Annotated in this window: 22 protein-coding genes and 1 tRNA gene; 8 read left to right on the forward strand and 15 right to left on the reverse strand. The window is 72.3% G+C overall.

What is annotated here, in order from left to right; genetic code table 11:
• Positions 1-216: 216 nt before the first annotated feature.
• From ACLBWP_RS18095 to galU, 6 genes are all read right to left on the reverse strand, one after another.
• A complete protein-coding gene (locus ACLBWP_RS18095) occupies positions 217-1269 on the reverse strand; it encodes an amidase domain-containing protein (RefSeq protein ID WP_447656222.1) in 1053 nt (350 codons plus the stop codon).
• Between the two features lie 54 nt (positions 1270-1323).
• Positions 1324-1734: a VOC family protein gene (locus tag ACLBWP_RS18100; RefSeq protein ID WP_447656223.1), complete on the reverse strand. Its 411-nt coding sequence runs from the start codon at positions 1732-1734 to the stop codon at positions 1324-1326.
• Between the two features lie 150 nt (positions 1735-1884).
• Positions 1885-1960 (reverse strand) — tRNA-Ala (locus tag ACLBWP_RS18105).
• A 51-nt stretch (positions 1961-2011) separates the two neighbouring features.
• Complete coding sequence (locus tag ACLBWP_RS18110; RefSeq protein WP_447656224.1) at positions 2012-3124, reverse strand: hypothetical protein; 1113 nt, start codon at positions 3122-3124, stop codon at positions 2012-2014.
• Positions 3125-3231: 107 nt separating this feature from the next.
• Positions 3232-3891: a GNAT family N-acetyltransferase gene (locus ACLBWP_RS18115; protein WP_243562827.1), complete on the reverse strand. Its 660-nt coding sequence runs from the start codon at positions 3889-3891 to the stop codon at positions 3232-3234.
• Between the two features lie 88 nt (positions 3892-3979).
• Complete coding sequence (gene galU / locus ACLBWP_RS18120; RefSeq protein WP_243562828.1) at positions 3980-4870, reverse strand: UTP--glucose-1-phosphate uridylyltransferase GalU; 891 nt, start codon at positions 4868-4870, stop codon at positions 3980-3982.
• A gap of 122 nt (positions 4871-4992) precedes the next feature.
• On the opposite strand from galU, the gene ACLBWP_RS18125 reads away from it, so the two are divergent.
• The 3 genes from ACLBWP_RS18125 (at position 4993) to mscL (ending at position 6518) form a co-directional block, all read left to right on the forward strand.
• Positions 4993-5577: a 5-formyltetrahydrofolate cyclo-ligase gene (locus tag ACLBWP_RS18125; RefSeq protein WP_243562829.1), complete on the forward strand. Its 585-nt coding sequence runs from the start codon at positions 4993-4995 to the stop codon at positions 5575-5577.
• A gap of 1 nt (position 5578) precedes the next feature.
• Positions 5579-5944 carry an FmdB family zinc ribbon protein gene (locus ACLBWP_RS18130; protein ID WP_447656225.1) on the forward strand — a complete coding sequence of 122 codons (366 nt, stop codon included), beginning with the start codon at positions 5579-5581 and terminating at the stop codon, positions 5942-5944.
• A 73-nt stretch (positions 5945-6017) separates the two neighbouring features.
• Positions 6018-6518 (forward strand): large conductance mechanosensitive channel protein MscL, encoded by a 501-nt coding sequence (mscL, locus tag ACLBWP_RS18135; protein ID WP_243562831.1) that lies wholly within the window; start codon positions 6018-6020, stop codon positions 6516-6518.
• Positions 6519-6626: 108 nt separating this feature from the next.
• Here the strand turns inward: mscL and ACLBWP_RS18140 are convergent, their stop codons facing one another.
• Positions 6627-7217 (reverse strand): CDP-alcohol phosphatidyltransferase family protein, encoded by a 591-nt coding sequence (locus ACLBWP_RS18140; RefSeq protein WP_447656226.1) that lies wholly within the window; start codon positions 7215-7217, stop codon positions 6627-6629.
• Between the two features lie 310 nt (positions 7218-7527).
• A complete protein-coding gene (locus ACLBWP_RS18145) occupies positions 7528-11208 on the reverse strand; it encodes an AAA family ATPase (RefSeq protein ID WP_447656248.1) in 3681 nt (1226 codons plus the stop codon).
• 316 nt (positions 11209-11524) lie between these two features.
• On the opposite strand from ACLBWP_RS18145, the gene ACLBWP_RS18150 reads away from it, so the two are divergent.
• From ACLBWP_RS18150 to ACLBWP_RS18165, 4 genes are all read left to right on the forward strand, one after another.
• Positions 11525-12397 carry an HpcH/HpaI aldolase/citrate lyase family protein gene (locus ACLBWP_RS18150; RefSeq protein WP_447656227.1) on the forward strand — a complete coding sequence of 291 codons (873 nt, stop codon included), beginning with the start codon at positions 11525-11527 and terminating at the stop codon, positions 12395-12397.
• Positions 12398-12406: 9 nt separating this feature from the next.
• Positions 12407-12853 carry a DUF6264 family protein gene (locus ACLBWP_RS18155; RefSeq protein WP_447656228.1) on the forward strand — a complete coding sequence of 149 codons (447 nt, stop codon included), beginning with the start codon at positions 12407-12409 and terminating at the stop codon, positions 12851-12853.
• A 265-nt stretch (positions 12854-13118) separates the two neighbouring features.
• The gene (locus ACLBWP_RS18160) at positions 13119-14369 is read left to right on the forward strand and encodes an FAD-dependent oxidoreductase (RefSeq protein ID WP_447656229.1); all 1251 of its coding nucleotides are present in this window, start codon (positions 13119-13121) and stop codon (positions 14367-14369) included.
• 33 nt (positions 14370-14402) lie between these two features.
• Entirely contained in the window at positions 14403-15281 is an 879-nt protein-coding gene (locus ACLBWP_RS18165) for an aldo/keto reductase (RefSeq protein WP_447656230.1), read from the forward strand.
• A 73-nt stretch (positions 15282-15354) separates the two neighbouring features.
• Here ACLBWP_RS18165 and ACLBWP_RS18170 read toward each other — a convergent pair whose 3' ends face one another.
• Positions 15355-15819: a hypothetical protein gene (locus ACLBWP_RS18170; protein ID WP_447656231.1), complete on the reverse strand. Its 465-nt coding sequence runs from the start codon at positions 15817-15819 to the stop codon at positions 15355-15357.
• Between the two features lie 103 nt (positions 15820-15922).
• On the opposite strand from ACLBWP_RS18170, the gene ACLBWP_RS18175 reads away from it, so the two are divergent.
• Positions 15923-16900 carry an NAD(P)H-quinone oxidoreductase gene (locus ACLBWP_RS18175; protein ID WP_447656232.1) on the forward strand — a complete coding sequence of 326 codons (978 nt, stop codon included), beginning with the start codon at positions 15923-15925 and terminating at the stop codon, positions 16898-16900.
• A gap of 125 nt (positions 16901-17025) precedes the next feature.
• Here ACLBWP_RS18175 and ACLBWP_RS18180 read toward each other — a convergent pair whose 3' ends face one another.
• From ACLBWP_RS18180 to ACLBWP_RS18205, 6 genes are all read right to left on the reverse strand, one after another.
• The gene (locus ACLBWP_RS18180) at positions 17026-17775 is read right to left on the reverse strand and encodes an amino acid ABC transporter ATP-binding protein (protein ID WP_447656233.1); all 750 of its coding nucleotides are present in this window, start codon (positions 17773-17775) and stop codon (positions 17026-17028) included.
• Positions 17772-18632, reverse strand: coding sequence for an amino acid ABC transporter permease (locus ACLBWP_RS18185; RefSeq protein WP_447656234.1), 861 nt, complete (start codon positions 18630-18632; stop codon positions 17772-17774). The genes ACLBWP_RS18180 and ACLBWP_RS18185 overlap by 4 nt, the downstream gene beginning before the upstream one ends.
• 59 nt (positions 18633-18691) lie before the next feature.
• Positions 18692-19546, reverse strand: a complete 855-nt coding sequence (locus ACLBWP_RS18190; RefSeq protein WP_447656235.1) for a transporter substrate-binding domain-containing protein — start codon at positions 19544-19546, stop codon at positions 18692-18694.
• A 127-nt stretch (positions 19547-19673) separates the two neighbouring features.
• On the reverse strand, positions 19674-20150 hold the full coding sequence (locus ACLBWP_RS18195; RefSeq protein WP_447656236.1) for a cupin domain-containing protein: 477 nt from the start codon (positions 20148-20150) through the stop codon (positions 19674-19676).
• A 36-nt stretch (positions 20151-20186) separates the two neighbouring features.
• A complete protein-coding gene (locus ACLBWP_RS18200) occupies positions 20187-21479 on the reverse strand; it encodes an amidohydrolase family protein (RefSeq protein WP_447656237.1) in 1293 nt (430 codons plus the stop codon).
• The gene (locus ACLBWP_RS18205; protein WP_447656238.1) at positions 21476-23182 is read right to left on the reverse strand and encodes an adenosylhomocysteinase; all 1707 of its coding nucleotides are present in this window, start codon (positions 23180-23182) and stop codon (positions 21476-21478) included. The genes ACLBWP_RS18200 and ACLBWP_RS18205 overlap by 4 nt, the downstream gene beginning before the upstream one ends.
• Between the last annotated feature and the right edge of the window lie 4 nt (positions 23183-23186).

Genomic DNA, 23186 nt, shown 5'->3' on the forward strand with positions numbered 1-23186 from the left:
AGTGCCGGTGCCGGTGCCGGTGCCGGTGCCAGTGCCAGTGCCAGCGCGGGTTCGCACCCCCTGGACGACATCGCGCCCCGGTGCGAGGGGGCGCAGTGTCCGCAGAGGGGTGCGAACCGACCAAGGCGGCGGCCGACGAACGCCCGCCGCCGCTGCCGGGCGCCGCAGCCGGGAGCCGCCGCAGCCAACCGGCGCGGCCAACCGGCGCGGCAGCCGCTACGCGTCGAACGTGTGGAACCAGGCCGTGCCGCCGGGGTGCTGCACGGTGATCATCTCGTCGAGGTCGCGGTACGGGCCGTCCTGGTTGTGGCTCGCCGACTTGATGCGGATCGTGCCGTCCGGTTCCGTGAAGACCTCGGACACGATCGTGGTGTGGTCCGGCGAGTCGTTGTGGTTCCAGTCGAAGAACACGATGTCGCCGACCTTCACCTTGTCGCGCTCGTCACTCGACCGGCGCGTCAGCCCGAACGTCGCCGCGTTGGCGTCGAGCCACGGGTCCATCGCCGGACAGTACGTCCACGTCGCGGAGTGCGCCGCCCCGCCGGAGCGGCTGTACCAGTCGTCGCGCTGCTGCCAGCCGCGGGCGATGAGCGTCTGGCTGACGTAGTTCGCGCAGTCGCCGCCGATCGGGTTCATGGTGCCGTACTCGGCGAGGTTGTAGTCCTTCCAGTGCTGCATCGCGTACGCCAGCTGCCGGTCGACGTCGGTCAGGGCGGCGTAGGCGAGCGAGGTCGTCGCCAGCGCGGTCGATGCCGCCGGGACAGCCGGAGCGGTCGGTGTCGGCGTGGAGGACGCGGAGTCCTGCGTGGTGCCGCTCTGCCCGTCGTTGGCAGCACTGCCGTTGCCGTCCGAGCTCTGGTTCGCGGACGCGGTCGGCGTCAGCTCGGAGTCGAACAGCGCAACGTCGGCCGAGCCGGCGGTGTACATCGCCTGGTGCGGCGCGGTGAAGGTGACCTTCGTCGCCGTCGACTTGACGTCGCGCGCGACGATGCCGCCGACCGTCACGCCGCGCACCGCACCGAGCGCCGTCCCGGTCACCGTGACGGTCACCCCGCCGGCGAGCGGCACCTGTGCCGGTGCGAGCGAGGCCGCACGAGCGGCAGCGGAGGACGCGGACGATCCCGTCGACGAACCGGCAGCGGTTCCGGACGACGACGTGCCCGAGGCCGCCGGAGCGTCCGAGGCCTTCGAACACGCGGCAGCCGCCAGCCCCACTCCGGCGACTCCGGCGAGCGACAGCAGGGAACGGCGCGTGAAGGAAGCAGTCATGACCGACCCAGCGTACGTGACCCGGTCCGACAGACCGAGATCGCCGAGCCCGTGTCAGGCGCCCGTGACGTTCACCAGCCAGGTCACGCCGAACCGGTCGGTCAGCATGCCGAACTCGTCGCCCCACGGTGCCTTGGTGAGCGGCTCGAGGACGGTCCCGCCCTCGGACAGCCCGGCGAAGAACCGGCGCAGGTCGTCCGCGTCGTCGCCGGACAGCGACACCGAGATGTTGCTCGTCGACGAGTACTGCATGCTGCTCGGGGTGTCCGAACCCATGATCAGGTAGCCGTTCGGCGTCTTGAGCTGCCCGTGCATGATCTTGTCGGCGTCGGCCGGGTCGTTCGACGCGTGCATCTCGGCGAAGGTGCCCAGGTGCAGGTCACCGCCGAACACCGACTGGTAGAACTCCATGGCCTGGCGGGCGTCGTCGCGGAAGCCGAGGTAGGGGTTGAGGCGCGAGGTCATGGCGAACTCCTTCGTCCGGTCCGGGGCGGGTGGTCCCGGTGCTCGTCGCCATCGTGACAGTGCGCGACGACGGAAGCAACGGATCGCTGCGACGAACCCGTCAACGACGAAGGCCACCCGAGCGGGTGGCCTTCGTCGAGCTGTGCTTCCTGGTGGAGCTAAGGGGATTCGAACCCCTGACCTTCTCATTGCGAACGAGACGCGCTACCAACTGCGCCATAGCCCCAAGTGCTCGACCACACTAGCACCAGCCTCAGGCCGATCCGAAATCGACGCCTCAGACCGCGCGGCGCCGACGCATGATCGCGTCGAGGTCCGCCTGCTGGTAGTCGTCGTCGCCGATGACCCCCATGCCGGCCCATCGGCTCGGGGCCGACGGGGCGTCCGAGTCGGCAGGAGCAGACGACGATGCGGACGCCGCACGGGTCGCGGGAGCAGCCGGTCCGGACGCGCGCAGTCCGAGCCGCTCGGCCAGTCGACCCTGGTCGTGGGCGGACAGCGACGCGACCGCCTCTTCGACGTCGGGGCGCATCCGCGACACCGTCGCCAGCGCCGGGTCGGACTCCCCCGCGCGGATGGCGGCGGCCTCGGCGTCGGCCTCGGCCTTCGCCGCGGCGACGCGCTCCTTCAGCCGCGCCGCGAGTTCGGCGGACGACTCCGGCGACGCAGCGGGGGCGGTCGGCCGTTCGACGTACAGGGGCTTCGGCACACGTGCAGGCGTCCAGGTCCGGTCCGCGTCGGCGTCCGGCGTGGCCTGGTCGCCGGAGAGCGGCGGGGCCGGGTCGGTCCACGCGGTGGCCGGACGGGAGGCCCGGGGCGCGCTCGGCGTCGATGCTGCGGCCCGCGCCTTCCGCGCCTGGGCGACCTGGTGCAGCTGCGCCAGGACCGCTGCGGACGCACCCGCAGCGACGAGCCCGGCGACGGCGACCAGCCACGCGGCGGGTGCGACGACGAGCACCACGAGCGCGACGACCAGCCCGGCGGCGCCGAGCATCGTCGCGCCGAGCCGCGAACGGCGCATGCGCATGGCGGTCAGCGCGGGCATCGACGACGCCCGCTCGAGCGCGGGGGCCTGCTCCGCGAGTCGGCGGGTGATCTCACGCTGTCGGGCGGCTTCGTGCGCGCGGACGATGGCGGACCGCTTGGCCTCTTCGGACTTCGCCACACGTTGCGCCTCGGCGAGGGACCGGGCGTTCATCTCGATGCGGACCTCGTCCGGCAGTTCGGCGGTCTGCGCCAGGATCCGCAGGGTCTGCTGCAGGCGGATCGCGTTCCGTTCGGTCGCCAGGTACTGGCGTCGGGCTGCCCATGCGGGCATCAGGTACACGACCCAGAGCACCGCGGCGACGAGCAGCACGACGCCACCACCCCACGACCCGATACCTGCCATGGGGAGAGGCTAGGGGCGCGGCTTCCCGCGGCCCGTGATTGCGGGACGCGTGTTGCGCGAGTCGTGAGCGGATCGGCGGGGCCGAGCCGGGCCTCCAGACCGATCGCTCAGGCGCGCGGACCCGTGATGATCGGCATCGCCGCTTCGTCGCGGGCGGCGAGCGGCACGCTCCCGACGCCCGGCGGGACGGCGCCACGCACCCAGCGCTCGAGGACGCCCTCGCGGACCTCTTCGGCGACCAGGCCGAAGCAGAAGTGGTCGCGCCAGTCGCCGTTGATGTGGATGTACCGGCGACGCAGGCCCTCGTACCGGAACCCGAGCTTCTCGACCACGCGCAGCGACGGGGCGTTCTCCGGGCGGATGCAGATCTCGATCCGGTGGATGCCGACGGACCGGAAGCAGTGGTCGGTGGCCAGGGCGACCGCGATCGGCGTGACGTTGTGACCCGCGGCGCTCTCGACCACCCAGTACCCGATCGAGGCGCTGGCCAGCGAGCCGTAGGTGACGCCGGAGACGTTGAGCTGCCCGACGAACCGGCCGTCGAGCTCCATCGCGAACGGCAGTCCGAGTCCCGCGCGGGCGTTGGCCTGCAGCGCCCGGATGCTGCCGCGGACGTCGGTGGAGACCGTGCCGGAGGGGTTCGTGGCCTCCCACGTGCGCAGCCAGGACCGGTTGGTCGCGAGGGCAGCGTCGAGGTCGCGACCGTCGCGGAGCCGGAGGGGGCGGATGGTGACCCGTCCGTGGGACAGGGTCGGGATGGTCGTCATCGGGCGGTTCCTCCGGTGTCCCGGTGATCACCGAGACGGGTGTCCCGCACGGGCCCGGTGGTCCGGTCCCGTGCGGGATTGGGTCGACTCATTCGCCCGCGTTGAACTCCTTGAGCCACGACTTCAGGTCGGGTCCGAGGTCCGCGCGGTCCGAGGCGAGCTGCACGATCGCCTTGATGTAGTCGAGTTTGTCACCGGTGTCGTACCGACGTCCACGGAACACGACGCCGTACACGCCGCCGGTCCACTCCTCGGCGCTCGCCATCTTCATGAGCGCGTCGGTGAGCTGGATCTCGCCGCCCTTGCCGGGCTCCTGCTTCTCGAGGACGTCGAAGACCTCGGGGCGGATGACGTAGCGGCCGATGATCGCCAGGTTGGACGGCGCTTCGCCCTGGGCCGGCTTCTCGACCAGGCCGGTGATCTTCACGACGTCGTCGGTGTCGGTCGGCTCGACCGTGGCGATGCCGTACAGGTGGGTCTGCGACTCGGGGACCTCGAGCAGGGCGACGACGGTCGCGTTCTTCTCGCCCTGGACCTCGATCATGCGCTTGAGCAGCGGGTCACGGGCGTCGATGATGTCGTCGCCGAGCAGGACCGCGAAGGGCTCACGACCGACGTGCATCTTGGCGCGGAGCACCGCGTGGCCGAGGCCCAGCGGGTCACCCTGGCGCACGTAGTGCATGTCGGCCAGGTCGGTGGACTGGTTGACCTTCTGCAGCTTCTCGTGGTCGCCCTTCTTGCGGAGGGTCTCCTCGAGCTCGGACACGTGGTCGAAGTGGTTCTCGAGCGCGTTCTTGTTGCGCCCGGTGATCATCAGCACGTCGGTGAGACCGGCGTCGACCGCTTCTTCCACCACGTACTGGATGGCTGGCTTGTCGACGACGGGGAGCATCTCCTTCGGCATCGCCTTGGTCGCGGGGAGGAAGCGCGTGCCCAGCCCTGCCGCTGGGATCACCGCCTTGGAAATCTGGAAGCCCATGCCCCAGACCGTATCCGATGGGCTCCGCCAGGTCATGTCGCCGGAACGGAGGACACCGAGTTGCGCGCGGGTCTGGCGGCTTCCCGCAGGGACCGGACCTGGCGCTCGTTAGACTCCTGCGCATGATCCCCGATCTCGGCAACGAGAAGCGAGCGCTGCGGGCCGAGCTCCGGCAGCGGCGACGAACCCGGACCACCACCGAACGCGACACCGACACCCAGGCCCTCACCCGGACGCTGCAGCGCTTCGCCGAGGAGCGCCAGGTCGAGTCGATCGCGCTGTACCTGTCGGCGTCGGACGAACCGAACGTGCGCCCCTTCCTGGACTGGGCGCACGAGCAGGGCATCCGCGTGCTGCTGCCCGTCACCCGCGAGGACGGCCTGCTCGACTGGGCGGTCGGCGACGGGTCGAGCGAGCACGAGGGACTGTTCGGGATGCCCGAGGTCGTCGGCGAGGTGCTGTCCCCGTTGGCGATCAACGACGTCGACGCGATCCTGACACCGGCGGCCGCCGTGGGGCACGACGGCGTCCGGATGGGCTGGGGCCGGGGCTACTACGACAAGACCCTCGGGTCCATGGCGAAGCGCCCGCCCGTCTATGCTGTGATCTTCGACGCGGAGTACCTGGACCAGGTCCCGCGCGAACCCCACGACGAACCCGTGGACGGCATCATCACGCCGTCGCGCATCATCACGTTCCGGAGCTGACGTGCCCACCTACTCGTACCGCTGCACCGAGTGCGACACCGCGTTCGACATCAAGCAGTCGTTCTCCGACGCCACGCTCACCGAGTGCCCCACGTGCGGTGGTGTGCTGCGCAAGGTGTTCTCGCCCGTCGGGGTGACGTTCAACGGCGGTGGGTTCTACCGGACGGACTCCCGCCCGAAGCCGGCGTCCGAGGGTTCCGGCTCCGGCTCGTCAGGCTCCGGCTCCGGCTCGTCCGGCTCCGGCTCGTCCGGCTCCGGCTCGTCCGGCTCCGGCTCGTCCGGCTCCGGCTCGTCCGGCGGCGCGTCGTCGACACCCGCGAAGTCCGGCAGCAAGCCGAGCAAGCCCAGCACGCCCGCCGCATCCTGACCAGGACTCCGCTCCAGCGGTAGGTTGAGGCCGTCGCCGACCGGCGGCCGTCCCGACCCGGAAGGAGACCCGCATGAAGGGCTTCAAGGAGTTCCTGCTCCGCGGCAACGTGATCGACCTGGCCGTCGCAGTCGTCATCGGTGCTGCGTTCACCGCGATCGTCACGGCCATCGTGAGCTCGCTCATCAACCCCTTGATCGGTGCGGTCTTCAACGCGTCGAGCCTGGACAAGGCGCTGATCTGGGAGATCCCGACCGTGTCCGGCGGCAGCGCGAAGATCCTGTTCGGTGCGATCATCGGCGCGGTGATCAACTTCGTCATCGTGGCGGCGGTCGTGTACTTCGCGCTCGTGGTCCCGGTGAACCACCTGAAGAAGGTCGCGTTCGAGCGGGTCAAGAACGACGAGGAGCAGACGCCGCAGGACGTCCCGCCGACCGACGTCGAGGTGCTGCTCGAGATCCGCGACTTGCTCCGATCGCAGAACGGCGTGACCGCGAACGCCGGCGGCGGCGCGCACGTCGCTCCGTCGGACGCTCCCGAGGGTCCCGGGATCGCCGGCACGACCAAGCTCTAGTCAGCCTCGGTCGTCGGCGGATAACCTCGCACAACCGAAAGCCGTCGGCGCTATGTTTTCACGTGGCGCCGACGGCTTTCGGTTGTGCGAACGGCCGGGGCCGCGGCGCTACGCCAGCGCGGAACGCGCCGTCCGGCGCTTGCGGACCATCGCGGCGACGTACTGCGCACCGGCGAGCAGGTGCCCGGCGGTGCCGAGCCACACGAAGACGAGCGCGGTGATGCGGATCCAGGAGTGCTCCGACGCCCAGGCAGTGGACGAGAACAGCAGCACGGGCAGCCCCACGAACAGCAGCGCCGAGCGGATCTTGCCCGTCCACGACACGTCGAGGTCCGGGTCGCCGCCGAACCACACGCTCGACAGCACCGCGAGCACGACGTCGACCGCGACGACCAGCACGACGACGATCCACGGCAGCAGGCCGACGAGCACGAGTGACAGCACGATCGCGATGATCGCCAGCCGGTCGGCGATCGGGTCGAGCACCTTGCCGAGCTTGGAGCCCTGGTCGAACCTGCGGGCGATGAAGCCGTCCGCCCAGTCGGAGACCCCCAGCACCACGAGCGACACGAGCGCCCACCCGGGGTGACCCTGCAGGACCAGCACCACGTAGACCGGGATGAGCAGGAACCGCACCATCGTGATGAGGTTCGGCCAGGTCTGCCAGTCGGGGCGCTGGCGCACTGCGGGGAGGGTCATCACGTGCTTTCGTCGAGGTCGGACCTCCAGGGTACCTACCCCCAGTGGGGAGGCCGGTCGCCCAGCAGCCGTGCGTCGTTCTCGCCGCGGTCGTGCCGCGCCGGTTCCGGGGCCGGGGCGGGGTCGGAACCCGGCACAGGCTCGGTGGTGACGCGCCTGTGGACGCGAGTGGGGCCTCCCGTCCGGTGGGGGGTTCCGGACACCCGCTCAGGAGGCTCGGGTGCGGCCGCGTCGTCGGCCCGCGTCCACGTGCCCACCAGGTGGTCCGTGTCCGGCGTGACCGGTCCGGCGGGCCGGGAGGCCCGCCGACTCATCGGCGCGCTGGGATCGGTGGTATCGAGATCTCTTGCGTCGCGCCGCGGTCGACGCCGAGCACCGCCGCGACCGTGTTCGCCACGCGGTCCGGGTCGGAGAACAGCTGGAAGGCGTGCACGCGCACGTAGTGCCAGCCGAGTCGGCGGAGCACCTCGGGACGCAGCCGCAGCGACTCGCGCAGGGACCCCTGCACGAGCGACGCGTCGGTCTCGATCGTGACGCAGACCCCGCCGTGTGCCGCGACCAGGCCGAGCTTGCCGCGGTGGCCCAGGGCGACCGGGATGCCACGCATCTCGAGTCGGCGTGCCAGGTCCACCAGCAGCGGGTCGGAGTCGTCCGGCACGTACTCGGCGGTGGTGCGGGCGCGGACCTCGGCCAGGATCTCGGCCAGCGCGACGGTGCCGTGGCCCATGCGCTCGGCCTCGATGTCGGACGGCTGGAAGCACGTGACGATCACCATCGAGCGACGGGCGCGCGTCATCGCGACGGCCAGCAGTCGCACGCCGCCGGGCTTGCCGAGCGGACCGAAGTCGCGCAGGACACGGCCGTGCGGGGTGCGGCCGTAGCCGATCGAGAACACGACGCGGTCACGGCTCTGCGCCACGGACTGCTCGAGCGTGGCGACGATGAACGGCTCGGCACGGTCGCCGATGACGAACTCGGTCAGGTCCTTGTGGCCCTGGGCGGCGGTCAGCACGGCCTGTTCGACGCGCACGGCGTGCTTGGCCGACGCGGTGATCACCATGAGCGACTCGGTCGGGCGGGTGCGGGCGTGGTCGATGACCAGGCGGACGACACGGTCCACCTCGGCGTCGACGCTCTCGACCGCGCCGGACTCGGGATCGGGCACGGCCTTGCCGTCGCTGACGTAGTCGAGTGCGATCGAGCCGTGGCCGAGGAACGAGCCGGCCCACGGCAGGGACTCGATCCGGCCGCCGTAGAAGCGTCGGTTGACCAGCTCGGCCAGGTCCTCGCCGCCGGCGCGGTACGACGTGGTCAGGGACAGCGTCGGCAGGAGCGTCGACAGCTTCGCCAGGGCCGAGTCGGCGTGCAGGGCGTCGAGGGTCTCCTCGTCGACCTGCAGGGCGCGGTGCGCGGGATCGACGGCGATGCGGAACGGTGACGGCGTCTGCGTGACGGGGTCGCCGAACACGACGGTCTGCCGTGCGCGGCGGACGGCGTCGACGGTCTCGGCGATCGTGACCGCTCCGGCGTCGACCAGGATCACCGTGTCGAAGGGCATGGTGTCGGCGATCTGCGGGACCTCGTACGGGCTCGCGAGCCAGACGGGTGCGATCGCTCGCGACAGGTGCGGGGCGGAGTCCTGCAGCAGGCGCGACGTGATGGCGCCGTCCTTGAGCTGGCTCTTGAGCGCCGCCGCTTCTTCCGGCCAGTCGACGAGGCCGACCTTCCAGTTCTCGGCGAGCTGCCACGCCAGGCCCTGTGAGACGCCGGCCGCGTGCGCGTCGTCGACCAGGCGGAAGTCGGCCTCGACCCGGTCGAGCATGTCGGTGTTCGCCCCGAGCAGTGCCCGGTCGGACTCGAGCATGGTCTCGAGCGCGGACTGCCACCACGCCAGCTCGAGCTCGGCGGGGACCTGCGTGTCCGGCACGTGCCGGTTCGCCAGGTCGGTGATCAGGGGCTGCAGCTGCAGGTCGCGCAGGGTCTGCATGAGCTCGGTGCGCTCCTGCAGGTTGTGCAGCACGTCGGACTCGGCGGCCAGGGACCCGATGTACGGCAGCAGGTCGTCGACGGGCATGTTCGCGAGCTGCTCGTCGCGGGCCGTGCGACCGAGGGGCTCGTCGAGGCGTGCCAGGTCCTCGACCACGTTCGAGAACAGCACCTGCACGTCCGCGATGCCCGTGGGGACCTCGGGTGCGACGCCGGCGGCGACGTAGCGCTGCCAGAGCACGCGCTGCTGCTGCACGCGGGTCAGTGCCTCGTGCAGGTCGGACACGTGCACGCCGGGACGGACGTACTCGCGCGCCAGCTTCTTGAGCCGACGCCGGTTGGTCGAGGACATCGGGGCACCCTCGCCGCGCGGGGCGGTCGCCGCGACGAGCTCGGACACCGAACGGTCGAACACGACGGGCAGGAAGCGGTCGAGGGTGTCGCGGATCTCGGTGAGCAGGCGCAGGTAGATGCCGAGCTCGTTGATGGTCGTGAACTGGCGCATGCGCGTCGTCGCGATGAGCTCGTGCGCGCGCTGCAGCAGCGTCGGCAGTGCCCCGCCGTGCAGCTCCTGCGCGATCGCGTGGGCGCGGTGGGCACCGTCGCTCGAGGCGAACTTCGCGCCGTACCAGGGCGAGTCGTCCGGTCCGTAGCGGAACTCGCCGAGGTTGGCGGCACTGACCATCGTCTCGGCGACGCGGGAGCGCCCGGTGACCATGGCGCTGACCGACTGCTTCGACAGGCGCGCGGTGGTCGACGGCGGGACCGGCAGCAGGGACAGGCGTGAGAGTTCGACCAGGCAGTCGAGCACGCTGACGCGGAAGTCGGGATCGGTGCGGGTCAGACCGCCGCGGTAGTCGGTCAGGACCTTGCGCAGGCGCACCAGGGCGTCGTCGACCTCGCGCAGGTTCGGCCGCGAGGCCTTCTCGTTGCGGGCGATGGCGCGCACGACGTCGCGACGCAGGGTGGCGGGTGTCACGGCGACGCCGGGCAGCTGGACCTCGCCGAAGCGGGCGGCGATCCCGCGCAGCGTGGCACGACGGGGGCTGACGACCAGGACGCGCTTGTTCGCGGCGACCAGGCCACCGAGCGCGTTGACGATCGTCTGGGTGCCGCCGGTGCCGGGCAGGGTCTTCACGACGATCGAGTTGCCGGCCGTGATCTGCGCGATCACGTTCTCCTGCTCGTCGTCCGCGTCGAGCAGCAGCGTGTCGGTGTCCGGGCTGCGCTCGTCCGAGGGGGTCTGCTCGACCGGGTGGTAGGACTGCTCGACCTGCCACTTGGCGCTCGGGTTGCCGGCGAGTGCGTCGAGCACCGGGTGCGACAGGTCCTTCGTGTCCTCGACCAGGCCGGAGGCGACCTCGGCGAACGTCGACACGACCAGGCGGGCGTGCACCGAGAACCCGGGGATGTGCGCGGTCAGGGATCGCAGACGGTCGATGACCGGGTTCGGTGTGAACGAGCCGTCCTGTCGCGCCAGCGCCACGAAGGCCTGGGCGTCGAGGGTCACGCCGAACTGCTCGCGCAGGGCATCGGCGAGCCCCGCGTTCAGCACGGGTTCGCCGAGCAGCCGGACCTCGAAGTCGCGGCCGTGGCGACGGATCGCGAGCGGGCGGAGCAGGACCGGGCCGCGGAACTGCTCGTCGCCGGCCTTCCAGTCAGCCATGCCGATGCCCAGGTGCGCGGCGTCGATGCCGCGCACGGTGGCCAGTTCGGTGCCCTTGGCCTCGACGTGGCCGGCCGCGATCCGGGCGGCGCGCAGGGCGACCTCGTCGCGGATCAGGCTCGACAGCAGCGTGGTCTTGCCGGTGATGAACTGGGCCAGACCACCGGGATGGGTCGTGGACAGCTCGATGCGGGCGCGAGGGTGGTCCGCGAAGTGCACGAGCGGGCTGGAGCCACCGACGCCGGAGAGCTGCGCGCGCCAGGCGTCCCAGACGGGCTCGGCGGCGTTGGTGGCGGTCAGCCGCGGGTCACCCAGGCTGATCGCGTGCGGGCTCGTCATCTGCAGCTCCGGGCGGAGCACGTCGGAGTCGTCCGGGCTGTCGGTCGTGGCGTCGGGAGTGCTCGTCGTCTCGTCCTGCTCGTCGCGGTGGTCATCGCGCGCACCGGCCTGGTGCGCATCGCCCCCGGGCGCGCGGTTCTGGCCGGCCGGGACGTCGTCGTTCACGTCGCCCTCGCCGTCCGTCACCCTGTCCGCACGCCACACAACGCCCACTGTAGGCGGAAGCGCCCCGGCACTCTGGCAATGACCCGAGGTTTCCGGCAATCCGGCCGCCCGGTGGTGCATCCGCCGACGCCGACTGTGGTACCAACGTGGCATGGCCATCGACGACCGCTCCGCCCCGCCCACCACCGCTGTGTCACGGCGTCGATCGGTCCCCGCCGAGATCTCACGCTCGTGGCTGCTGGTGTCCGGTACCGCGTCCGAACGCTTCGAACCGTCGACCCGGTCGCGCGCCGACCAGGTGATCCTGGACATCGAGGACGCGGTCGACCCGGCGATGAAGCCCTCCGCCCGCTCGACGGTGGCCGAGTGGCTGACCGGGGGCGGCGACGCCTGGGTGCGGATCAACGACGTCACGACCGACTTCTGGGCGGACGACGTCGAAGAACTGCGCGGTCTCCCCGGGCTGCAGGGCGTCATGCTCGCGAAGACCGAGAGCCCGGCCCAGGTCACCGACACGTGGCACCGGCTCGGTGGACAGACCCCCGTGATCGCCCTGGTCGAGTCGGCCGTGGGGATCGAGGAGGCGACGAGCATCGCCAAGGCGCAGGGTGCGTTCCGCCTGGCCTTCGGCAGCGGCGACTACCGCCGCGACACCGGCACCTCGGCCGACACGCTGGCGATGGCGTACCCGCGGTCGAAGCTCGTCGTCGCATCCCGCGTGGGCAACCTGCCCGGCCCGATCGACGGTCCGACCGTCGGCTCGTCGCACCCGATCCTGCGCGAGCAGTCGCAGGTCGCGGTGTCCCTCGGCCTGACCGGCAAGCTCTGCCTGGACACCGAGCAGCTGCCCGTCATCAACGAGGTCATCTCCCCCACGCCCACCGACGTCGCCTGGGCGCAGGACTTCCTCGACGACTTCGAGGCCCGGGGCCGCGTGATCCGCGACGGGTCCGACCTGCCGCGCCTGGGTCGCGCGCAGAAGATCCAGCGCCTGGCCGAGGCCTTCGGCGTCGAAGCACGATAGGGGACCCACATGACCTGGTCAGCACCGGAACCCGGCCCGCAGTCCTCGCCCTCGGCGTGGGAGCGCGGCGGCACGACGCTGTTCCCGCCCGGCAAGTTGGCGGACCGCATCTCCACGGTGCTGCTGCTGGTGTTCGGCGCGCTCCTGACGGTCGTCGCCGCGGTCGTCGCCGTGATCGCGACGATCTCCGCCACCGCGTCGTGTGACGCGGCCGCGGGGTGCTCCCCCGGCGGGTTCTTCGGCGGGGCGGCGATCGCCGTCGGCGGCGCGTTCGTGATCGGCGCCGCGACGGTCGTGCTGGCGGTCGGCGCGTGGATCCGTCGGCGCCGTTCGTGGTGGATCGCGGCGATCGGGTTCGTGCTCGCGGTGGCGTGCATCACGTGGGGCGGGGTCGTGTTCGCCGGGGCCGCCGACGGTGCCGCCTCGACGGGGTCGAGCAGCAGCACGACGGCCTGACGCGGTCGGTGCGGCCCTGGGGCCGGTGCGCACCGGACGGGAGGCGCGGTGCGGCGCCGCCACGGGCCTCCCGTCCGGTGGCTGGTCGCGTTCTGTCGCTGCGCCCGCGCCGAGTGGTCACGTCCTGTCGCTCGGGCGGCGCCCGAGCGACAGGACGTGACCGGTCGGCGGACCTGAGCGGGGTGTTGCGACCGGTCAGCCTCCGACGGAACGTGACCGGTGGGCGGCCGGAGCACGGCTCGGGCTGCGGCGTACGCTCGGCGGCATGGTGCGGGTGAGCCGGACGGGCGTCGCGATCGTGGGTGGTGGGCCCGCCGGGGTCGTCCTCGGACTGCTGGTGGCCCGGGCCGGGATCGCCGTCCGCGTGATCGAGAAGCACGACGACTTCAACCGGGACTTCCGCGGCGACACCGTGCACGCCTCCACGATCCGTCTGCTCGACGAACTCGGCCTGGGTGCGGCGTTCCGGGCGCTGCCGCAGTCGCGGCTCGACGACTTCTCGCTCCCCCGGGGCGACGGCAGCACCGTGCTGCTCGGGGACTTCTCGCGGCTGCGCCCCCCGTACGACCACGTGGCGATGGTGCCGCAGTGGGACCTGCTGGCGATGCTGGTCGACGCGGCACGACACGAGCCGTCGTTCGACATCGTGATGGGACGGGCGGCGACGGACCTGATCGTCGAGAACGGCCTGGTCGTCGGCGTCCACCTGCACCCGTCCCGGGGCACGGGTGAGCCGGAAGAGCTCCGCGCCGACGTCGTCATCGCGTGCGACGGCCGCGGGTCGGTGCTGCGGGCGGCGGCCGGTCTGCACCCGGCGGCGTTCCCGGTGCCCTTCGACACGTGGTGGTTCCGGTTGCCGAAGCGTCCGGGCGACGCCGACAGCGCGCTCGTGCCCGCGTTCGACGACACCGACGTCGTGCTGAGCTTCCCGCGGCCGGACTACCACCAGGTCGCCTACTTCGCGCCGAAGGGCTCGGATGCGCGGCTGCGTGCCGAGGGCCTGGCGGCGTTCCGCGCCCGGATCGCGCGCATCCGACCGGACTTCGCGGACCGCGTCGACACGATCGCGTCGATGGACGACGTGCACGTGCTCGACGTCCGGATGGACCGACTGTCGCGGTGGTGGCGCCCGGGGCTGCTCTGCATCGGGGACGCCGCCCACGCGATGTCGCCGGCGGGCGGTGTCGGGATCAACCTGGCGGTGCAGGACGCCGTCGCCACGGCCGCCGTCCTCGGGCCGGCGCTCGTCGGGGGTGTGCGGGGACGGGCACTCGACCACGCCCTCGCGGCGGTGCAACGGCGACGGAAGCCCCCGGCGATGGTCGTGCAGGCAGCGCAGCGGTTCCTGCACCGGGTGGTCTTCGAGCGGGCGTTCGCGGGGAACCTGCAGGACGGACCACCGCGCGTGCCCGTGTTCCTGGCCGAGCACGTGCCCCCGGTGCGTGGACTGTACGCGCGGGGCATCGCCTTCGGCCCCCGGCCGGAGCACGCGCCGGCCTGGGCGCGCCGAGCCTGAACGTCGCCGGACGGGCCAGCGCATGCTGGGCACATGAAGCAGCGAATGATCGGCGACACCGACGTCAGCGCGATCGGTCTCGGCGGGATGCCCATGTCCATCGAAGGTCGACCCGACGAACGGCGGTCGATCGCCACGATCCACGCCGCCCTCGAAGCGGGCGTGACCCTCATCGACACCGCGGACGCGTACCACCTGGCCGCCCACGACGAGGTCGGACACAACGAGGAACTCATCGGCCGCGCGGTGCGGGAGTACCACGGCGTCGCGGACGACGTCCTCATCGCGACGAAGGGCGGGCACCTGCGGCCCGAGGCCGGCGCATGGGCACAGAACGGCGACCCGGCGTACCTGAAGCAGGCGGCCAAGGCGTCGGCGAAGCGCCTGGGCGTCGAGGCGATCGGGCTGTACCAGTTCCACCGTCCGGACCCCGCCGTGCCGTACGCCGACTCGATCGGGGCGCTCGCCGAGCTGCTCGACGAGGGCGTCATCCGGATGGCGGGCATCTCGAACGCCGCCGTGGACCAGATCCGGCAGGCCAACGAGGTGCTGGACGGCCGCCTGGTGTCGGTGCAGAACCAGTACTCGCCGAAGTTCCGCTCGAGCGAGGCCGAGCTCGAGCTCTGCGACGAGATGAGCATCGCGTTCCTGCCGTGGAGCCCCCTGGGCGGCATCGCCGGCGCATCGGACCTCGGCACGACCTACCAGGACTTCGCCACCGTGGCGCGGGCCCACGGGGTCACCCCGCAGGTGGTCGCCCTGGCATGGGAGCTGGCGAAGAGCGACGTGGTCATCCCGATCCCGGGTGCCTCGCGCCCGCAGTCGATCCTCGACTCGGTGACCGCGGCGACGGTCCGGCTGCGCCCCGAGGAGATCGACCGGCTCGACCGCTCGCTGGCCACGGCGGGCTGAGCAGCACACGGACCAGAGACGGACGGGCGCCGGGGATCTTCCCGGCGCCCGTCCTGGTGCAGGACAGAACCGGTCAGCTGCAGAGCGACGAGTAGGCGTCGATGGCCGACTGCGCCCGAGCGCCGGCCTGCGCGAACGCCGGGTCGTCCAGCCCCGACACACCGCGCAGGGTCTCGGCTGCGGCCGTCCACTCGTCCTCGACGGTCTGCACGGCAGCATGGACCTGGTCGTTCGTGACGTCTGCGTTGGCCGAGCGCAGCTCGCCGACGAACGCGGTCAGCCGGTCGGCCATCGCACTCGGCTCGGTGGGTCGCCCACTCGCGGTCAAGGAGTCCGTCGCCTGTGCGATGTCCGACTCGACGCTCGCGCACGCCTCGGCGGTCGTCTGCGCCGGTGCGCTCGACTCCGCCGGCGCGGTCGCCCGGGTCGTGCCCGACGCGGACGGTGCATCCGCGGACGACGCTGCGTCGCCGCCGGAACACCCGGACAGCAGGGCGACGGCGAGCAGTGCGGTGGTGATGGTCAGGGTCTTCTGCATGGTCTCCCCCAGGTTCGGTGCAGTAGTACCCCAGGAACGGTACACATGCACGGACGGACAGCGTGCGTCGCGAGTGCCGAACGCAGGCGCGTAGCGTCGAGGGATGCACGCCATCACCTTCGACGCCCCCGGCGACGAGCACGTCCTGACCCTCTCCGAGCTTCCCGACCCCACGCCGGCCGACGGCGAGGCCCTGGTCGAGGTCGCCGCCGCCGGCGTCAACAACGCCGACCTGCAGCAGCGCCAGGGGCACTACCCGCCGCCGCCCGGCGCGTCGGACGTCCTCGGCCTCGAGGTGTCCGGCACGATCCGGGCGCTCGGCCCGGGCGTCACGGGCTGGGCCGTCGGCGACCGGGTCTGTGCCCTGCTCGCCGGTGGCGGGTACGCCTCGATGGCCGTCGTCCCCGCGTCGCAGCTGCTGCCCGTGCCCGACGGGCTCGACCTGGTGCAGGCCGCGGCGCTGCCCGAAGCCGCCTGCACAGTGTACTCGAACATCGGCATGCTCGCCGGGCTGCGCCCCGGGCAGACGCTGCTGGTGCACGGCGGCACGGGCGGCATGGGCTCGCACGCCGTGCTGTGGGCGAAGGCGCTCGGTGCGCGCGTCATCGCGACGTCGGGTGGGGAGCGCAAGGTCGCGGCGTCCCGCGCGCTCGGTGCGGACCTGGTGATCGACCACCGCACCGAGGACTTCGTCGCCCGTGCCCGCGAGTTCACCGACGGCGCCGGGGTCGACGTCGTGCTCGACGTGGTCGGGCCCGCGTACCTGCAGCGGAACCTCGAGGTGCTCGCGAAGAACGGGCACCTGGCCGTGATCGCGGCGGGCAGCGGCTCCGAGGCCGCGCTGCCCTTCGGCCTGATGATGCAGCAGCGCGCCACCATCAGCGGCACCACGTTGCGTGCACGGCCGCTGGCCGAGAAGGCCGCGATCGTCGCCGCGGTGCGCGAACACGTCTGGCCCTTCGTCGAGGACGGCAGCGTCCGCCCGGTGGTCGACGCGGTGCTGCCGCTCGCCCAGGCGGGCGATGCGCACCGGCGGATCGCGAGCGGTGACGTCATCGGCAAGCTGCTGCTGACGCCGTAGTCCGCACGGTCTGGAGGCCCGGTGCCGGTCCGTCGGGCCGGCACCGGGCCTCCAGGCGGTCGCGTCGCGCCCCGGTGCGGACATCGCGCCCCTGCCTGCGCGGGCGCGACGTCCGCACAGGGGTGCTACGCGCCGACGCGCGCCAGGAACTCGACCAGCGCCGGGTGCTGCGGGGCGTCGAGCACCGCGGACGGCGGTCCCTGCTCGACGACCTCGCCGCGGTGCAGGAAGACGATGCGGTCGGCGACGTTCCGCGCGAACTGCATCTCGTGCGTGGTCATCAGGATCGTCGAGCCCTGCTGGCGCAGCTCGCGCACCAGGTCGAGGACCTCGCCGACGAGCATCGGGTCGAGTGCACTCGTGACCTCGTCGAGCAGCAGCAGCTCGGGGTCGGACGCGATCGCCCGCACGATCGCCACGCGCTGCTGCTGCCCGCCGGACAGCCGGTCCGGGTACGCGCCCGCGAAGTCGCCCAGACCGATGCGGTCGAGCAGTCGTCGGGCGGTCGTCTCGGCGGCGGCGCGGCCGACGCCGTGCACCCGGCGCGACGCGAGCGTGACGTTGTCGAGCACGGTCATGTGCGGGAACAGGTTGAACTGCTGGAACACGACGCCGATGCGGGCGCGGGTGGCGTCGACGTCGACCCGGGGGTCCGACACGTCGATGCCCTGCAGCAGGACCTGGCCGTCGTCGATGCCCTCGAGCAGGTTCACGGTCTTGAGCAGCGTCGACTTGCCCGAGCCCGAGGCGCCGATCACGCAGATCACCTGGTGGCGCTCGAGCGTCAGGTCGATGCCGCGCAGCACCTGGTGCTCGCCGAACGCCTTGCGGAGGCCCCGGAGCTCCAGGACAGGGACGTCGGTCTGCGCGGTCATACGGTGCCGCCGATCTGTTCGCGGCGCTGTTGGCGCCCGGCGATGGCGTCCGTGACGCGGATGAGCGGCAGGCTGATCACGACGAACAGCAGGCCTGCCACCAGGTACGGGGTGAAGTTGTAGGTCTCGGCCTGGGCGATCTGCGCACTCCGGACCGCGTCGACGGCACCGAGGATCGACACCAGGCCGACGTCCTTCTGCATCGAGACGAAGTCGTTCATGAGCGCGGGCGTGACCTTGCGGACGGCCTGCGGCAGGACGACCAGCCGCAGCGTCTGGGTGTGGGACAGGCCGAGGGACCGGGCGGCCAGGCGCTGGGAGGGGTGGACGGCCTCCATGCCGGCGCGCAGCACCTCGGCCACGTACGACGAGTACGTCAGCACGATCGCGATCGTGCCCCAGAACTCCGGCGCCAGCCGGGGGAAGACCCCCAGGCCCGGCAGCCCGAAGCCGACCAGGTACAGCACGATGATCAGGGGCAGACCACGGAACAGGTCGGTGTACCCGGTGGCGAGCATCCGCAGCGGGAAGAACACCGGGCTCTGCAGGCCGCGCACGACCGCCAGCAGCGTGCCGAACACCGCGACGCCGATCGACGCGAAGAACAGGATCCGGACGTTCAGCCACAGCCCGAGCAGGATGTCCGGGAACGTCGAGGCCGCGACGCCCGGGTCGAAGAACGACTGCTGGACGGCGGCCCAGCCGGGGGTGTTCACGACGCCGAAGTACACGACGGCCGCCACGACCAGCGTCGACGCGACCGACGCCAGGACCGCCCGGCGGCCGCGCTGCCGACGGTAGATCCGGCGCTCGAGCTCGACCGGGCTGGGCGGGACCGGTGCCGACGCGTCGGTCACGGGCGCTCCAGCTCCGGCTCCTGCTCCTGCTCCTGCTCCTGCGGGGACGGACACGCGCGCTACTTCAGGACCGGGGTGTTCGTCGCGGACGACAGCCACTGCTTCTGCAGCGCCGCGAGCGTGCCGTCGTCGTCGAGCGCCTTCAGGGCCTTGTCGACCTTGGCGGTCAGGGGCGAGTCCTTCGGCAGCACGAAGCCGAACTGGTCGCCCTTTCCGTCGGCGGGGAACTGCGCCGAGACCGAACCGTCGTCGAGCTGCGCGCCGGACATGGTGAACGCAGTGGGCAGGTCGGTGACGATCGCGTCGATCTGGCCGGACTTGAGCGCCAGGACGGCGTCGTCGTTCGAGTTGAAGACCTGCGGGGTGACGCCGAGCACCTGCTTGACGCTGGCGATGCTCGTCGACCCGGCGGCCACCCCGATGGTGTCCCGCTTGAGCGCGGCGACGGTGGTGTCGTCCTTCGCCTTGGACTTGGCGGTCGTCACGACGGCCTGCGTGGTCGTGTAGTACGGCGACGACATGTCCACGGCCTTCTTGCGCTGCGACGAGATCGAGAACTGCTGCAGGTTGAGGTCCCAGTCCTTCGGGCCCGGAGCCACCGCGCTGTCGAAGGTGCTGCGCTTCCACACCACGTCGGACTTCGCGTAGCCCATCTGCTTCGCGACGGCGTAGGCCACGGCGGACTCGAAGCCCTTGCCGGACTGCGGCTTGTTGTCCTCGACCCAGGGCGAGTACGCGGGCTGCCCGGTCGCGATCGTGAGCTTGCCGTCGGTGACGGTGCCGTCCGAGCCCGTGCTGCCGCCGGCCGAGCAGGCGGTGAGCGCGAGGGCAGCGACGAGGGTGGTCGCGAGGGCGAGGGAGAGACGGAACGATCGAGTCACGGTCGGGCCTTCGTGCTGGGGGTGTGGGGGCAAGGACGAATTGTACCGGCAGGTGGGATACCAGCACGTGTCGGGCGTCGCGCGACGTCGCACGCGGGGGTGGGCGCGGGGGCGGTCGAGGGAGGGGGACGGGGCGGGGCGTGGGCGGGGCGCGCGGGCCTCAGGCCAGGGTGAAGTCCTCGAACGAGAAGCCGGGCGACACCAGGCAGCTCAGCAGCACCTCGCCGTCGCCGGGGAGCGTGCGCTGCCAGACCCCGCCGCGTACGAACGCCTGCGCGTCGTTCACCCGGTCGCGCCCGGCGTCCGGCCCGAGGGTGATCGTCGCGCCCGGCTCCGGGGACTCCCCCGACCCGCCGAGCTGCAGGTCGACGGTGTCCGGCCCGTGCCACATCCAGATCTCGTCGCTCGTGACCCGGTGCCACGCCGATGCCTCGCCCGGGGGCAGCAGGAAGTGGATGAGTGTCGCCGCGGGCCGCTCGCCACCGCGCACCTGCACCGTCGCGGGCGACGTCCAGGTGCGGACGTACCAGCCGCCCTCGGGGTGGGGTTCCATGCCGAGCGCTGCTGCCCGCTTCGGGACGTCGAGCCACTCGATGAGCTCGCCGTCGACCGTCCGTCGCGCCATCTGTCCGTTCATCCGACCATCATCCCGCGCGGACAGCATGGTCTGCGATCACCGGGCGACCAGCACGCCGTCCTGGGCGCGGACCCGCCCGCGCACCACCGTCGCGACGGCCCGCCCGGCACCGTCCTCGACGAGTTCGGCGAGCGCGTCGGGCACGGTCCGAGCGTCGACGTCGAACACGGCCAGGTCTGCCCGGGCCCCGACGGCCAGGTGCCCGATCCGGTCCGGGCCCACCGCCAGCCCCATCGCGTGCGCTCCGCCGAGCGTCGCCGCCGCCAGCAGCCGCTCGTGCAGGTCGTGGTCGCCGTACCCCTGCGCGCGGGCGATCCGGTGCAGCGCGGTGACGTCGGCCATCAGGTCGAGCGACGGGGACGAGGACAGTGAGTCCGTGCCGATCGCGACGGGGCTGCCTTCGCGCAGGTAGTCGGCGACGGGTGGCGGGTCGAGTCCGATGACGGCGTTCGAGCGTGGGCAGAGCGCGACCGCGGTCCCCCGGGCACGCAGCAGCGCGCGGTCGGCGGCCGTCATGTAGACGCCGTGCGCGATGTGGCAGTCGGGTCCGAGCACACCGAGCCGGTCGACGAACGAGGTCGCGCTCGCGCCGAACCCGAGCGCGCGCATGGCCCGGAACGACGGCACGTTCGCCAGGTGCCAGTCGGTGCCGTGCTCGAGCGACGAGGCGAGTCGTTCGCCCTCGAAGGCGGCCTCGCCGAGGTGCAGGTGCAGCCGCAGGCCACGCTGGCGGACGATGTCCGGCAGCTCGAGCAGCGGGGCGACGTCGAGGGAGTACGGCGCGTGCGGGGACAGGCCGGCGCCGGGGCTGGTCGGGATGCGCGCGAGCTCGTCGAGCACCTGGTCGCGCCCGTGTTCCTGCCACGCCGCGTTCTCCCAGTCCATCACCTCCCAGTAGGCGATCCCGCCCAGACCGGCGTCCTGCAGGGCCGTCGCTGCCTCGATGTCGGTGACGATGTCCGCGATGCTCGTCACCCCGGCGGCGATCGACTGCGCGGCGCCGGCCGCCGCCTCGGCGCGCCAGTCGTGCTCGCCCGCGTAGACGTCGTTGAACGCGCTGGCCCAGTCCTCGAATCCCCGGTACTGGCCGCGCCCGACACTGGCCATGCCGGTGTACTGCAGGTGCGAGTGCGCGTTCACGAGCCCGGGCAGCAGCGCCCCACGCCAGCGTCGTTCGGTCCACGTCGAGCCGTCGAGCTGGTCGACCACCCACGAGCGCTCGCCGACGTGCAGGATCCGGCCGTCGCGCACCGCCACGGCGCCGTCGGCGATGGGTGGCGCGGTCATCGGGACGACGATGCGGGCCGAGTGGACGGTCGTCTCGCTCATGCGGGGGCTCCGAAGCGGGTCGTCCGGACGTCCGGCTGGCGGTCGGCAGGCTGCGCGGCGACCGGGACGGGAGGCTCCGCTCGGCTGCCGAACGCGGCCAGCGCCGCGCGGGCGGTCGCCTCGTCCACCGCGGGGTCGACGGGCACGACGGCCCGGTCGAGTTCGTCGCCGCGCTCGAGCAGCATCCGGACGGCGCCGAGCTGCACCGCGAACGACAGGTCAATGATCTCGATCGGGTTGCCCTCGGCGGCGGTGATGTTGATGCACCCGCCGTCGTCGAGCACCAGGACGCCCCGCTCGGACCCGGGGAAGGTGAAGCGCTCGGCCTTCCGCCCCACGACGACCCGCTCGGCCCCTGCGGCGAGCGAGGCGTCGATCGCGACCTCCTGGTCGACGCCGCCCGCGACCGCGACGACCGCATCGGCAGCGCAGGCGCGGAGCACCTCGACCGTGATCGTGTCCGCGACCCCCGTCGCACTCATCACCAGGTCGGCATCGCGGACGGCCTCGATCAGCGGCGCGACGGCGTGTCCGGCGAACCGGGCCTGCAGCGCACGCACCGGGTCGGTCTCGGCGACCGCCACATGGAAGCCGAGCGCACGGAGGACCAGGGCGACCCCCTCGCCCACGTGACCGTACCCGGCGACGACCGCCGAGCCTCCTGGCCGGACCGTGTGCGTACCGGACGGCAGCGCGTCGACCAGGTCGAGCACCGCGAACACCGTCGACTGCCCCGTGCCGTACCGGTTGTCGAAGAAGGTCTTGGTGCGGGCGTCGTTCACGGCGACCACGGGGATGCCGAGCTGTCCCCGGTCGGCCAGCACACGCAGGGCGGTCAGGCCGCTCGTGGTCTCTTCGGCCGCGCCGAGCATCGTCGGCAGCAGGTCCGGGCGCTCCTGGTGGGCGAGCCGGATGACGTGCGCGCCGTCGTCGAGCAGGACGTGCGGCCGCGTGTCGAGCATCGCGAGCGCCAGGGCCTTCTGCTCGTCCAGCGTCGCGGTGCTGTCGGCGAAGACGGGCAGGCCGGTCCGGCGGAGCACTGCGGCCACCGCGTCGTCGGTCTCGTCGGCGTGGGCGTAGACGACGACGTCGGCGCCGGCTTCGCGCAGCAGCAGGGACAGCACGGCGGTCTTCGGCTCGAGCACCATCGCGACGCCGATCCGGGTGCCGCGCAGCAGTCCCTGGTCGCGCAGCTCGGCGGCGACCGCGCGGGAGACCGGCATCGCGCGACGGGCCCAGCGCAGGCGGGCCTCGGCGGCGGGGTCGTCCTCGGGCTCGCGGCCTGTCGACACCAGGAACACGTCGTCCGAGGTCATCGGGACGCCGAGCACGCCGGGGCGCACGGGGGTGACGGGACCGAAGGCGTCCTCGTCGACGGCGGGCTGGTGGCGTCCGGCGTCGATGACCACGAGCGTGTGGCCGCGAGGCTGGTCCGCTGCCGCCGGCACCGCGATCGCGCTCTGCACCGCGGTCGCGCTCTGCTCCGGCGTGCCGAGACACCAGAGGTGGTCGATGCGCTCGTCTGCTGCTGCGGCGCGGGCACCCAGGGCGGTCAGCAGTGCGTCGAGGGCTGCGGCGTCGCGCGGGTCGCCGCCGATGATGCGGAACCGACGGGCCGCGATGAGCAGGTTGGTCGTGCGGGCCAGGTGCCGGACCGCTGCCGAGGCCCATGCCAACGTGTCGGGGTCGGGGCGCAGCGGCATGGCA

Source organism: Microbacterium sp. M1A1_1b (genome assembly GCF_053345565.1).

Coding starts and splice junctions, on each gene's coding strand:
- ACLBWP_RS18175 (WP_447656232.1), top strand. CDS start 15,923: ATGCACGCCATCACCTTCGACGCCCCCGGCGACGAGCACGTCCTGACC.
- ACLBWP_RS18160 (WP_447656229.1), top strand. CDS start 13,119: ATGGTGCGGGTGAGCCGGACGGGCGTCGCGATCGTGGGTGGTGGGCCC.
- ACLBWP_RS18115 (WP_243562827.1), bottom strand. CDS start 3,891: ATGACGACCATCCCGACCCTGTCCCACGGACGGGTCACCATCCGCCCC.
- ACLBWP_RS18125 (WP_243562829.1), top strand. CDS start 4,993: ATGATCCCCGATCTCGGCAACGAGAAGCGAGCGCTGCGGGCCGAGCTC.
- ACLBWP_RS18110 (WP_447656224.1), bottom strand. CDS start 3,124: ATGGCAGGTATCGGGTCGTGGGGTGGTGGCGTCGTGCTGCTCGTCGCC.
- ACLBWP_RS18155 (WP_447656228.1), top strand. CDS start 12,407: ATGACCTGGTCAGCACCGGAACCCGGCCCGCAGTCCTCGCCCTCGGCG.
- ACLBWP_RS18145 (WP_447656248.1), bottom strand. CDS start 11,208: ATGACGAGCCCGCACGCGATCAGCCTGGGTGACCCGCGGCTGACCGCC.
- ACLBWP_RS18170 (WP_447656231.1), bottom strand. CDS start 15,819: ATGCAGAAGACCCTGACCATCACCACCGCACTGCTCGCCGTCGCCCTG.
- mscL (WP_243562831.1), top strand. CDS start 6,018: ATGAAGGGCTTCAAGGAGTTCCTGCTCCGCGGCAACGTGATCGACCTG.
- ACLBWP_RS18140 (WP_447656226.1), bottom strand. CDS start 7,217: ATGACCCTCCCCGCAGTGCGCCAGCGCCCCGACTGGCAGACCTGGCCG.
- ACLBWP_RS18100 (WP_447656223.1), bottom strand. CDS start 1,734: ATGACCTCGCGCCTCAACCCCTACCTCGGCTTCCGCGACGACGCCCGC.
- ACLBWP_RS18195 (WP_447656236.1), bottom strand. CDS start 20,150: ATGAACGGACAGATGGCGCGACGGACGGTCGACGGCGAGCTCATCGAG.
- ACLBWP_RS18095 (WP_447656222.1), bottom strand. CDS start 1,269: ATGACTGCTTCCTTCACGCGCCGTTCCCTGCTGTCGCTCGCCGGAGTC.
- ACLBWP_RS18180 (WP_447656233.1), bottom strand. CDS start 17,775: ATGACCGCGCAGACCGACGTCCCTGTCCTGGAGCTCCGGGGCCTCCGC.
- ACLBWP_RS18205 (WP_447656238.1), bottom strand. CDS start 23,182: ATGCCGCTGCGCCCCGACCCCGACACGTTGGCATGGGCCTCGGCAGCG.
- ACLBWP_RS18200 (WP_447656237.1), bottom strand. CDS start 21,479: ATGAGCGAGACGACCGTCCACTCGGCCCGCATCGTCGTCCCGATGACC.
- ACLBWP_RS18150 (WP_447656227.1), top strand. CDS start 11,525: ATGGCCATCGACGACCGCTCCGCCCCGCCCACCACCGCTGTGTCACGG.
- ACLBWP_RS18165 (WP_447656230.1), top strand. CDS start 14,403: ATGAAGCAGCGAATGATCGGCGACACCGACGTCAGCGCGATCGGTCTC.
- galU (WP_243562828.1), bottom strand. CDS start 4,870: ATGGGCTTCCAGATTTCCAAGGCGGTGATCCCAGCGGCAGGGCTGGGC.